We start from the raw sequence: 12,292 nt of genomic DNA, 5'->3' as shown, positions 1-12,292 counted from the left end.
TGGCAAGGGAATGACCATTACCTGCGTCCTGCGCCTAATCGGGGGCCATTTCTCGCGGCAACGCGGCTCGCAATGAAACGGCAACAGACCCTAGGCAAACACGATTTCATCGCCCTCGACCGTGCCTGTGACGCTGCTGCCGGGCTCGAGTTTTCCGGCCAGGATCAGCTGCGCCAACGGGTTTTCGACCCAGCGCTGAACCGCCCGCTTCAGGGGCCGTGCGCCATAGACCGGGTCGTAACCGATGGCGATCAGCTTATCCAAGGCCTCGTCGCTCAGCGCCAGGCTCAGCTCGCGCTCGGCCAGGCGCTGACGCAAACGGCCCAGCTGGATTTGCGCGATACCGGCGATCTGTTCGCGGGCCAGTGGCTCGAACACCACCACCTCGTCGATCCGGTTGATGAACTCCGGACGGAAATGGCTGCTCACCGCATCCATCACCGCCGCCCGCTGCCCCTCAGGGTCACCGACCAGCTCCTGGATTTGCACGGAGCCGAGGTTGGAGGTCATCACCAACACGGTGTTCTTGAAGTCGACGGTGCGCCCATGACTGTCGGTCAGGCGGCCATCTTCGAGCACCTGCAACAACACGTTGAACACATCCGGGTGAGCTTTTTCCACCTCATCGAGCAGCACCACCGAGTAAGGCTTGCGCCTGACCGCCTCAGTCAGGTAACCGCCCTCTTCGTAGCCGACATAACCCGGCGGCGCGCCGATCAGACGAGCCACCGAATGCTTCTCCATGAACTCGGACATGTCGATGCGCACCAGCGCCTCTTCGGTGTCGAACAGAAATTCCGCCAGTGCCTTGCACAGCTCGGTCTTGCCCACCCCGGTCGGGCCGAGGAAGAGGAAAGAGCCACTTGGCCGGTTGGGGTCGGACAGCCCGGCGCGCGAGCGCCGCACCGCGTTGGCCACGGCGACCACCGCCTCGTTCTGACCGATCACCCGCCGATGCAGCAGGCCTTCCATTTTCAGCAGTTTGTCACGCTCGCCTTCGAGCATTTTCGACACCGGGATACCGGTCCACTTGGAGACGACTTCGGCGATCTCTTCCTCGGTGACCTTGCTGCGCAGTAGTTGATTCTCGGTCTTGCCGTGCTGATCGACCATCTGCAGGCTGCGCTCCAGATCGGGGATGATGCTGTACTGCAACTCAGCCATACGCTCCAGGTCACTCTTGCGCCGCGCCGCCTCGAGCTCCTGGCGGGCCTGCTCGATTTTCTCCTGGATCTGCGCCGAGCCCTGCACCTCGGCCTTTTCCGCCTTCCAGATATCTTCCAGGTCGGCGTACTCGCGTTCCAGGCGGGCAATATCCTCGTTGAGCTTGGCCAGGCGTTTGATTGCCGCCTCGTCCTCCTCCTTCTTCAGCGCCTGGGCCTCGACCTTGAGCTGAATCAGCCGGCGCTCCAGACGGTCGAGCACTTCCGGCTTGGAGTCGATCTCCATGCGAATGCGGCTGGCCGCCTCGTCAATCAGGTCGATGGCCTTGTCCGGCAGCTGCCGATCGGCGATATAACGGTGGCTGAGTTTAGCCGCGGCGATGATTGCGCCGTCGGTGATCGCCACCTTGTGGTGCACCTCGTAGCGCTCTTTCAGGCCGCGGAGGATGGCGATGGTGTCTTCCTCGCTCGGCTCATCGACCAGAACCTTCTGGAAACGCCGCTCCAGTGCCGCGTCCTTCTCGACGTACTGGCGATATTCGTCCAGAGTGGTGGCGCCAACGCAGTGCAGTTCGCCACGCGCCAACGACGGCTTGAGCATATTGCCGGCATCCATGGCACCCTCGGCCTTGCCGGCGCCGACCATGGTGTGCAGCTCGTCGATAAACAGGATGATCCGCCCTTCCTGCTTGGACAGCTCACTGAGCACCGCCTTCAGGCGCTCCTCGAACTCGCCACGAAACTTGGCCCCGGCAATCAACGCGCCCATGTCCAGAGACAGCAGGCGCTTGTCCTTCAGGCCATCGGGTACTTCACCGTTGACGATGCGCTGGGCCAGGCCCTCGACAATCGCGGTCTTGCCCACACCCGGCTCACCGATCAGCACCGGATTGTTCTTGGTGCGGCGTTGCAACACCTGGATGGTGCGACGAATTTCATCGTCGCGGCCAATCACCGGGTCGAGCTTGCCCTCTTCGGCGCGCTTGGTCAGGTCGATGGTGTACTTATCCAGCGCCTGCCGGGCTTCCTCGACATTCGGGTCATTCACCGCATCGCCACCGCGTAAATTGGCAACGGCATTTTCCAGGGCTTTTTTACTCACCCCCTGGCCGAGCAGTAGCTTGCCGAGCTTGGTGCCTTCGTCCAGCGCGGCGAGCAGCACCAACTCACTGGAAATGAACTGGTCGCCCTTCTGCTGCGACAGGCGATCGGCCTGGTTGAGCAGGCGCGCCAGGTCCTGGGACAGGTTTACATCGCCGGTGGGGTTCTGAATCTTGGCCAGATGGTCGAGCTCTTTGCTCAAGGCCTTGCGCAGGCTGTTGACGTCGAAGCCCACCTGCCTCAACAAAGGCTTGATCGAGCCACCCTGCTGATCGAGCAAGGCCTGCATCAGGTGCAGCGGTTCGATGGCGGCGTGGTCGAGACCGACGGCCAGGGATTGGGCGTCGGACAGCGCGAGTTGCAACTTACTGGTTAAACGGTCGATTCGCATTGCGTCATCCTTCTTTCGTAAAGCAGGCCGGCGCGATAGACACACCTCTAACGAAAGCCCGCCGAGATGAAGACTAGATGAGGTCAATTGTGCGGGATTCAAGCCGAGCGAGGTTGATCTGGGTCAGATCGCCCTGAGACAAGCGACGTCCATTTTGCAACCGCATGCCCGCTTGCTGAGCGACCGAAGCCACCCAGAAAAGCCAGGTCGCGCGCGTTGGCTCAGTCGGCCAGCCAGATCAACGAGGCAAAACGACCGGTGCGGGCGGCATGGCGGTAGGAATAAAACCGTGGATCGCTGTAGGTGCAGAAACCGCCACCGTAGACCGCAGCAACCCCACGGGCAGCCAGACGGATACGCGCCAGCTGGTAGATATCCGCCATAAAGCGCCCTGTATTGCTGCTTGGCTTGAAGGCCTCGAGCGCTTGCGGATGCTGACTGACGAAGACCTCGCGCACCTCCGCGCCCACTTCGAAGGCTTGCGGACCGATTGCCGGCCCCAGCCAGATCAAAATTTCCTCTGGCGCGATGAGCAGGGCGTCCAGGGTGGCCTCCAGCACACCCTTGGCCAAGCCGCGCCAACCGGCATGGGCCGCGGCCACGCGCGTACCGGCACGGTCGCAAAACAACACCGGCAGACAATCCGCCGTCATCACCGTGCAGGCGACACCCGGGGCATTGCTCCAGCTGGCATCGGCAACTACCAGGTCACCCGGGGTCGCCGGCACGACCTCGATGCCATGCACCTGCTGCAACCAGGCTGGCCGGCAACCCAGCTGGCTGACTAGACGTTGGCGGTTCTTCGCCACCGCAACGGGATCGTCCTCGACGTGCTCGCCGAGGTTAAGGCTATCGAAAGGCGCCGCACTGATACCGCCTGCTCGGGTCGTGACGCACGCCTTGACCCACGCGGGCGCCGGCCAATCCGGTGTCAGCCAGTCATGCGCCCAGGCACTCACCCGATAAACGCCTCGCGATCCTGACGCAGCAGCGTCAGCAGCCAGACCAGATCATCCGGCAAGGGCGACTCCCACTTCATGCGTTGTCCGGTCACCGGGTGATCCAGCTCGAGAAAGCGCGCGTGCAGGGCCTGACGCGGGAACTCCTTCAAACTCTGCACCAGGGTCTGGCTGGCCGCCGGCGGAATGCGGAAGCGCCCGCCGTACACCGGATCACCGACCAGCGGGTAACCGACGTGGCTCATGTGCACACGAATCTGGTGGGTGCGCCCGGTTTCCAGCTTGACGCGGGTATGGGTGTGCGAGCGGAAGCGCTCCAGCACTCGATAATGGCTAATCGCCTGCTTGCCGCCATCGGTCACCGCCATGCGTTGGCGCTGCGAGGAGCTGCGGCCGATCGGCGCATCGATCTTGCCACCGGCGGTGATCACACCAATCACGATGCACTCATAGATACGGCTGACCGAGCGCTTCTGTAACTGATCGACCAGCTGGGTCTGCGCCTGGATCGTCTTGGCCACCACCATTAGGCCGGTGGTGTCCTTGTCCAGACGATGGACGATGCCGGCACGCGGCACATTGACGATATCCGGCACATGGTGCAGCAAGGCATTCAGCAGGGTGCCGTCGGCATGCCCGGCGGCCGGGTGTACCACCAGGCCCGCAGGCTTGTTGATCACCAGTAGCTGGTCATCCTCATAGACGATGTCCAGCTCGATATCCTGAGCGATCCATTCACCTTGGGCCTCTTGCTCGGCGTTGAGCTCCAGCAGAGCTCCACCATGGACGATGTCCCGTGGGCGCAGCACGGCGCCGTCGACGGTCAGCAGACCCTCTTTGATCCAGGCAGACAGGCGCGAACGCGAGTGTTCGGCGAACAGTTGGGCGGCGACTTGATCGAGGCGTTGACCGCCCAGATCGTACGGCACCTCGGCGTTCAGTTGAATGGCCAGCTTATTTATAGAAGACATGCTCTGCAACGGCGGGGGCGTAGCCTTTGGTTTCGGCTACACGCTTGTGGTTAAATACGGCGTCTTTGCCCCAGGGGAACCGGGGGTGCTCATCATAACAGGACGGCTTGGTTCAAGACAGCCGCCGTCACAGGGACGCAAGCCGCCATGCAAGTGAAACACCTGCTGCTGATCGCCATCCTCGCCCTCACTGCCGCCTGCTCATCCAAGGATGTTGTGGACGAAAACCTGAGTGAAACCGAGCTGTACCAGCAGGCTCAGAGCGACCTGGACAACCACAGCTACACCAGCGCCATCGCTAATCTCAAGGCCCTGGAGTCGCGCTACCCATTCGGTCGCTATGCCGAGCAGGCTCAGCTGGAACTGATTTACGCCTATTACAAGAACGTCGAGCCTGAAGCCTCCCGTTCAGCCGCCGAGCGTTTTATTCGTCTGCACCCGCAGCACCCGAACGTCGACTACGCCTATTACCTGAAAGGCCTGGCGTCCTTCGACCAGGATCGTGGACTGCTGGCGCGCTTCCTGCCGCTGGACATGACCAAGCGCGATCCAGGCGCTGCCCGCGACTCCTACAACGAGTTCGCCCAGCTGACCAGTCGCTATCCGACCAGCCGTTACGCGCCGGATGCCAAGCAGCGCATGATCCACCTGCGCAACCTGCTGGCCGCCTATGAAATCCACGTGGCCCACTACTACCTGACTCGCCAGGCGTATGTCGCCGCTGCCAACCGTGGCCGCTACGTGGTGGAAAACTTCCAGGAAACTCCGGCGGTCGGCGACGGCCTGGCGGTAATGACCGAAGCTTACCAGCGCCTGGCCCTGGACGAACTGGCGGCCACCAGCTTGGAAACCCTGAAGCTCAACTACCCGGAACACCCGAGCCTGGTCGACGGCCAGTTCGTTCCACTCGAAGAAGAAGCCGATACGCGCTCCTGGCTGGCCAAAGCCACCCTCGGCCTGATCGAGACCGACACCCCGCTGCCACCTGGCGAAACGCGCGCCAGTCAGGACGTGGTCCGCCAGTACGAAGACGCCGAGGAGCAGATCCCTGACGAACTCAAGTCGACCACCCCGGATCAGGCGAGCGATGCAGGCGGCAAGAAAAAGAGTCGTTCCTGGTTCAGCTACATGACCTTTGGCCTGTTCGACTGATACCTCGTGCTACCACGAAAAAGGGAGGCCTCTGGCCTCCCTTTTTCATTTGTGCTACCCACTTGAATGCGGGCCTCGCCCCACTAACTCACAGCCTCAATCACCAATCCGCCAACCCGAGGTAATCGGGTAACGGCGGTCGCGCCCGAAGCCGCGCTGAGTAACGCGCACCCCTACTGCCGCCTGCCGACGCTTGTATTCATTCAGGTCGACCAAACGCAGCACGCGCTTGACCATGTCCTCATCGAAACCCTCGGCGATGATGGCGTCGGCCGACAGGTCATGCTCGATGTACAGTTTCAATATTTCATCGAGCACTGGATAAGGTGGGAGCGAGTCTTCATCCTTCTGATCCGGCGCCAACTCGGCCGATGGCGGACGGTCGATGACCCGCTGCGGGATCACCCGACTCAAGGTATTGCGGTACTCGCACAGCCGGAACACCAGGGTTTTCGGCACGTCCTTGAGCACATCGAAGCCACCGGCCATATCGCCGTAGAGCGTGGCATAACCGACTGCCATTTCACTCTTGTTGCCCGTGGTCAGCACCAGATAGCCCTTCTTGTTTGACATGGCCATCAGCAGCGTGCCACGGCAGCGGGCTTGCAGGTTTTCCTCGGTCGTGTCGCGGGCCATGCCCTCGAAGACCGGCGCCAGGGTGCCCATAAAGGCTTCGACCATGGGCGCTATCGGCAGCACCCGGTAGGTGACTCCCAGCGCCTTGGCTTCTGCCTCGGCATCCTCCAGGCTGATCTGCGCCGTGTAGCGGTAGGGCATCATCACCGCCTCGACGCACTCGGCGCCCAGGGCATCGACCGCCACCGCCAGGGTCAACGCCGAGTCGATACCACCCGACAGCCCGAGCAACACGCCCTTGAAACCATTCTTGCGAACATAGTCACGCACGCCTATGACCAGTGCCTGATAAACGCTGGCCTCCAACTCGGGTAACGGTGCACAGGCTGCAGGTCGTGGAGTGACCTGCTCTGCGTCCAGGTGCAGGTCGACCGGGTACAACCCCTCATGGAAAGCCGGCACCCGCTGGCAAACCTGTCCGCTGGCGCTGACCACACAGCTACCGCCATCGAACACCAGCTCGTCCTGACCTCCGACCTGATTGACGTAAATGATCGGCATCGCACCTTCGAGTGCGCGCTCGACCAGCACCTCTTCACGCTCACGTTGCTTATCGAGATGGAAGGGCGAGGCATTCAGACTCAGCATCAGCTGCGCACCGGCCTCACGTGCTTGCGCCATAGGCTCGGCAAACCAGATGTCTTCGCAGATGGTCAGTGCCACCGCCACGCCTTTGATATCAACCACACAAGACTGGCTGCCGGGCTCGAAATAGCGCTTTTCGTCAAACACCCGGTAATTGGGCAACTTCTGCTTGTAATAGCGCGCCAGTAACTGGCCGTCGGCAATCACCGCGCAGGCGTTGTAATGCAGCTCATCCTCCAGCCAGGGATAACCCACGACCAGATAGATTCCGCGCACCTCGTCCTGCAGGCGCTGCAATCCCTGTTCGATGCGCCTTTGCATACTCGAACGCAACAGCAGATCTTCCGGCGGATAACCACAGAGCGCCAACTCGGAGAACACGATTACGTCTGCCTGCCACTGATCGCGGGCGCTGCACGCGGCCTCGATAATCCGCTCGACATTGCCGTGCACATCGCCAACGCGCAAATTCAACTGGGCCATCACGACCCGCAGGGTTTGGCTCATAGCCGCCTCCACAAAGAAATCCCACTTGCGACACCCTCCATAGACAGCATCGCCGCATGCCTGCCATTCTCCCGCATCGTCCCCCGTGGAAACAACGCACAACTAGGGTTTAACAGCGCGCAGCCCATATTGAACACCCAGCCAAGGCGGCCCGACGCTGGGGCCATATCGGCGCGCACGAAGCGCAGGTGAGCATCTCGGGTCTGATTTCAACGCAGAGCGGCCGAGCGCAGTAAGATTAAACGGCCAGCTAACGACTGTGCTGGCGCGGCTTCCTTGGCTAAACTGCCAGCCTTTAATGATAAGAGAACGTTATGGGCTTATTCCGCCTGCTGTTGCTGATCGCCATCGTCGCGGCGGCCTTTTGGTTCTGGCGCCGCATCACCCGCCCTGCACCTCACCCTAGCGATAAAAAACCAGGGCCGGTGCCCATGGTGCGCTGTGAACATTGCGGCATCCATGTACCGCGCGCACATGCATTCGCGCAGGATCAACACTGGTATTGCAGCCAGGCGCACCTCGAACTAGGTCGCAAGCCCGGTGAGCACTGAAGTCCTAGCCCTCAGCGGAACGCAGGGCCGACGAATCCTGCGACTCTATCACCTGTACCGCGTGACCATTGGCCTGGTCCTGATCCTGCTGATTTCCAGTGATCTGGATTCACAACTACTGGATATGGCCCACCCTGCTCTATTTCGTAATGGCAGCTGGTTTTATCTGGTTCTGAATATCCTGGTGGCCGTGGTGGTGCAGCGCCCGCGCCGCCTGTCGCAGGTTTTCAGCCTAGCCCTGGTCGATTTAATTCTACTGGCCGGTCTGTTCTATGCCGCTGGCGGCACGCCTAGCGGGATTGGCAACCTGCTGATCGTCGCAGTGGCCATCGCCAACATCCTCCTGCGCGGTCGCATCGGCCTGCTGATTGCCGCCATCGCGGCCATCAGCATCATTTACCTGACCTTTTACCTCAGCCTCAGCCGCCCCGCAGCGGCGGCGCAATATGTCCAAGCAGGAGCCCTTGGCGCCTTGTGCTTTGCCGCCGCACTGTTCGTCCAAGGGGTGACGCGGCGCCTGCACGTCAGCGAAACCCTGGCCGAACAACGGGCGGCTGATGTGGCCAACCTTGAGGCCCTGAACTCCTTGATCCTGCAACGGATGCGTACCGGTATTCTGGTACTCGATGGCCAGCACAGGGTTCTACTGGCCAATCAAGGTGCACTGAACCTGCTTGGCTGTGCTGAGCTGGCCGGCAAGATCCTCGACCCGCACTGCGCGGAACTGGTCAAGCGCCTGCAACAATGGCTGCATAATCCAACTTTGCGCCCTGCCAACCTACAAGCATTCGCCGATGGCCCGGTACTGCAGCCGAGCTTTATTCCACTGCAACGTGGCGAGCAGCGGCACATCCTGATCTTCCTCGACGATATTTCGCAGATCGCTCAGCAGGCCCAACAGCTCAAACTCGCCTCACTCGGCCGGCTAACTGCAGGCATCGCGCATGAAATCCGTAATCCCCTCGGCGCGATCAGCCATGCCGCGCAACTGCTGCAAGAATCCGAGGACCTGCAAGGCCCGGACCTGCGCCTTGCGCAAATCATCCAAGATCACTCACGCCGGATGAATCTGGTGATCGAGAATGTCTTGCAGTTGTCGCGCCGGCGCCAGGCCGAGCCGCAGTTACTGGACCTTAGATACTGGCTACACCGTTTTGCCAGCGAGTTCCGCAGTGCGGCGCCGGCAGGTCAGCGACTCCACTTGGAAACGCTCGGTGGCACTATTCAAACCCGCATGGACCCACACCAACTAACCCAGGTGCTGACCAATCTGGTACAAAATGGCATGCGTTACAGCGCACAAAAAAACCAGCGAGGCCAAGTCTGGCTGAGACTATTCAGAGACCTGGACAGCGACTTGCCGGTACTGGAGGTACTCGACGATGGTCCCGGTGTGCCGCACGAGCAGCTTCACCACCTCTTCGAGCCGTTCTACACCACGGAGAACAAAGGCACCGGCCTGGGCCTGTATATTTCCCGCGAGCTGTGTGAAAGCAACCAGGCTCGCCTCGACTATAAACCCCGTGAGAGTGGGGGTAGTTGCTTCCGCATCACCTTCGCCCATTCACGCAAACTGAGCTGACCATGACCCGCCAGAGAGCCCTGATCGTCGACGACGAGCCCGATATCCGTGAACTCCTGGAAATCACCCTGGGGCGGATGAAGCTCGATACCCGTAGTGCGCGCAACGTCAAGGAGGCCCACGAATGGCTGGCCAAAGAGCCGTTCGATCTGTGCCTGACCGATATGCGCTTGCCCGATGGCAGCGGCCTGGAACTGGTGCAACACATCCAGCAACGCCACCCGCAGGTGCCGGTGGCAATGATCACGGCTTATGGCAGCCTGGAAACTGCGATCAATGCACTCAAGGCTGGAGCTTTCGACTTTCTGACCAAACCTGTCGATCTCGCTCGCCTGCGAGAACTGGTCGCCACGGCTCTACGCCTGCGCTCAGCCGAAGACAAGGACCTGCCGGTGGACAGCCGCCTGATCGGCGACTCCCCCCCCATGCGAGCACTGCGCAAACAAATCCTGAAACTCGCCCGCAGCCAGGCACCGGTATATATCAGTGGCGAGTCAGGCAGCGGTAAGGAACTGGTCGCACGGCTGATCCACGAGCAAGGCCCACGTAGCGAGCGGCCGTTTGTGCCGGTCAACTGCGGCGCTATCCCCTCGGAACTGATGGAGAGCGAGTTTTTCGGTCACAAGAAAGGCAGTTTTACCGGCGCCATCGAAGACAAACAAGGACTGTTCCAGGCCGCCAATGGGGGCACCCTGTTTCTCGATGAGGTCGCCGACTTGCCCTTGCCGATGCAGGTCAAACTACTGCGCGCGATCCAGGAAAAAGCCGTGCGCGCCGTGGGTGGTCAACAGGAAGTCGTGGTCGATGTGCGTATCCTCTGCGCCACTCATAAAGACCTGGCAGCAGAGGTTGCCGCCGGGCGCTTCCGGCAGGACTTGTATTACCGCCTGAATGTCATCGAACTCTGTGTGCCGTCGCTGCGCGAGCGCCGCGAAGACATCGCACTCCTGGCCGAGACCATGCTCAAGCGCCTAGCCGAAGGCACTGGCTTAAGCCCCGCCAGACTCGACGCCGATGCGCTGGAAAAGCTCAAGTGCTATCGCTTCCCCGGTAACGTGCGCGAACTGGAGAACATGCTTGAGCGTGCCTACACCCTCTGCGAAGACGAGCAAATTAACGCCAGCGACTTGCGCTTGGCGGAGGCTAGCGCACCCACTGAAAACGGCGAAGCCAGCCTCGCGCAAATCGACAACATGGAAGACTACCTGGAGGACATCGAGCGCAAGCTAATCATGCAGGCCCTCGAAGAGACCCGCTGGAACCGCACTGCTGCGGCTCAGCGCCTTGGCCTGACTTTCCGCTCGATGCGTTACCGCTTGAAAAAACTGGGGATCGATTAACCGCCGCGCCCTCGCACCCGTATGTGGGAGCGTGCAAAAACGCGCTTTAAGCCAGCCGCCCCTCGGGCGCATAAGGCGTCGGATCAATAATGGGTTGTCGCCCCAGCATCAGATCCGCTAACAGTTGGCAGGATGCCGGCGCCAAGACCAGGCCATTGCGATAATGCCCACAATTCAACCAGAGCCCCTCAAATCCCGGAACAGCTCCGATAAAGGGAATGCCCTCTGGTGAGCCCGGGCGCAGACCGGCCCAATGCCCAACAGGCGCAGCCTCGGCCAAGGCTGGGAGCAACTCCACAGCAGAGGCTTTAAGGCTGTCCAAGGCATTCCCGGTGGGCGTCTTGTCGAACCCTGCGTGTTCCAATGTACTGCCGATCAGAATATGTCCGTCCCGCCGCGGAATGGCATAGCGCCCCTTAGCCAGCACCATGCTGGGCAAAAAGCTCTCGGCACACTTATACAGAATCATCTGTCCTTTCACCGGTTCGACCGGCAATGTTATCCCTAAACTAGCCAACAACTCCCCACTCCAGGCGCCGGCCGCCACGACCACTTGATCAGCGCGCAGATCCCCAGTTGCAGTGCGCACCCCACGAATGCGCCCGCCCTCCTGGATGAATCCTCTCACCGCACATTGTTCGTGCACCGTCACCTTCGGCATATTCAGCAGCGCCACGCGCAATGCCTTGACCAGTCGCGGGTTACGCACATTGGCGACATCCGGCATATGCAGCGCTCTAGAGTAGCCGCCACCCAACGCTGGCACGGCCTGGTGCACCGCATCTATGGCCACAGTCTGTAACGGGCGCCTCTCACGCTCCGCCCAAGACAGAGCCGCAACTTCATCCTCGAGGTCCAACCAATACAATCCGGTGACATATACCTCTGGGTCAATCCCCGTATCACCCTGTAGCTGTGCTGCCAATTGTGGATAGAAATCCTGTGACCAATGCGCCAGTGCGGTCACTGCCGGGCTATAGCGCCAGGGGTAGAGCGGGGAAACGATGCCACCACCGGCCCAGGAAGATTCTCCACCCAGCCCCCCTTGATCCAGCAGACACACTTCCGCCCCTGCCTCGGCCAGCAAGCGCGCCGACAACAAGCCAATGGCGCCACCGCCAACTACCAGGATTCGCATAGATTCTCCAAACAGGTCGCATAGGGGCCGTTATACGCCATCGGCTCAGCAGTTTTCTACCCAGGCATTGGCACCGCTCAAGCTGCGCCAAGCAGGGCTTAGCTCCCCGTCCAAGGAAGACTCTGCGAGTATTTTCGCGCACAAAGACAAACCCCCAACCGGCGCAAGCCGATTGGGGGTTTGGTGTTAGGCGCTTGACGATGACCTACTCTCACA

General features: G+C 61.0%; 9 protein-coding genes. 4 read left to right on the top strand and 5 right to left on the bottom strand.

Annotation, left to right across the window (positions count from 1 at the left end; genetic code table 11):
• Positions 1-90: 90 nt before the first annotated feature.
• The 3 genes from clpB to rluD form a co-directional block, all read right to left on the bottom strand.
• Positions 91-2,655, bottom strand: a complete 2,565-nt coding sequence (clpB, locus tag FBY03_RS22770; protein ID WP_147174623.1) for an ATP-dependent chaperone ClpB — start codon at positions 2,653-2,655, stop codon at positions 91-93.
• A 221-nt stretch (positions 2,656-2,876) separates the two neighbouring features.
• Positions 2,877-3,614: a peptidoglycan editing factor PgeF gene (gene pgeF / locus FBY03_RS22765; protein WP_147174622.1), complete on the bottom strand. Its 738-nt coding sequence runs from the start codon at positions 3,612-3,614 to the stop codon at positions 2,877-2,879.
• A complete protein-coding gene (rluD, locus tag FBY03_RS22760; RefSeq protein WP_147174621.1) occupies positions 3,611-4,585 on the bottom strand; it encodes a 23S rRNA pseudouridine(1911/1915/1917) synthase RluD in 975 nt (324 codons plus the stop codon). Before rluD ends, pgeF begins: the two co-directional genes overlap by 4 nt.
• Before the next feature lie 147 nt (positions 4,586-4,732).
• Between rluD and FBY03_RS22755 the strand changes: the two genes are divergently transcribed.
• A complete protein-coding gene (locus FBY03_RS22755) occupies positions 4,733-5,737 on the top strand; it encodes an outer membrane protein assembly factor BamD (RefSeq protein WP_147174620.1) in 1,005 nt (334 codons plus the stop codon).
• A gap of 96 nt (positions 5,738-5,833) precedes the next feature.
• Here FBY03_RS22755 and FBY03_RS22750 read toward each other — a convergent pair whose 3' ends face one another.
• Positions 5,834-7,465: an NAD+ synthase gene (locus tag FBY03_RS22750; protein WP_147174619.1), complete on the bottom strand. Its 1,632-nt coding sequence runs from the start codon at positions 7,463-7,465 to the stop codon at positions 5,834-5,836.
• A gap of 314 nt (positions 7,466-7,779) precedes the next feature.
• On the opposite strand from FBY03_RS22750, the gene FBY03_RS23390 reads away from it, so the two are divergent.
• Genes FBY03_RS23390 through FBY03_RS22735 form a run of 3 tightly spaced genes read left to right on the top strand, consistent with a single transcriptional unit; the run spans position 7,780 to position 10,938 of the window.
• Positions 7,780-8,016 carry a PP0621 family protein gene (locus FBY03_RS23390; protein WP_147174618.1) on the top strand — a complete coding sequence of 79 codons (237 nt, stop codon included), beginning with the start codon at positions 7,780-7,782 and terminating at the stop codon, positions 8,014-8,016.
• Complete coding sequence (locus tag FBY03_RS22740; protein ID WP_147174617.1) at positions 8,006-9,598, top strand: nitrogen regulation protein NR(II); 1,593 nt, start codon at positions 8,006-8,008, stop codon at positions 9,596-9,598. The genes FBY03_RS23390 and FBY03_RS22740 overlap by 11 nt, the downstream gene beginning before the upstream one ends.
• A gap of 2 nt (positions 9,599-9,600) precedes the next feature.
• On the top strand, positions 9,601-10,938 hold the full coding sequence (locus FBY03_RS22735) for a sigma-54 dependent transcriptional regulator (RefSeq protein ID WP_147174616.1): 1,338 nt from the start codon (positions 9,601-9,603) through the stop codon (positions 10,936-10,938).
• A 46-nt stretch (positions 10,939-10,984) separates the two neighbouring features.
• On the opposite strand, the gene thiO is transcribed toward FBY03_RS22735, so the two are convergent.
• Positions 10,985-12,076 (bottom strand): glycine oxidase ThiO, encoded by a 1,092-nt coding sequence (gene thiO, locus FBY03_RS22730; RefSeq protein WP_147174615.1) that lies wholly within the window; start codon positions 12,074-12,076, stop codon positions 10,985-10,987.
• Positions 12,077-12,292: the final 216 nt, after the last annotated feature.

This window comes from Pseudomonas sp. SJZ079, assembly GCF_007993865.1.
Classification (GTDB): Bacteria; Pseudomonadota; Gammaproteobacteria; order Pseudomonadales; family Pseudomonadaceae; genus Aquipseudomonas.
The sequence above is the reverse complement of the archived record's forward strand: the minus strand, read 5'-3'. Positions and strand labels throughout refer to the sequence as shown.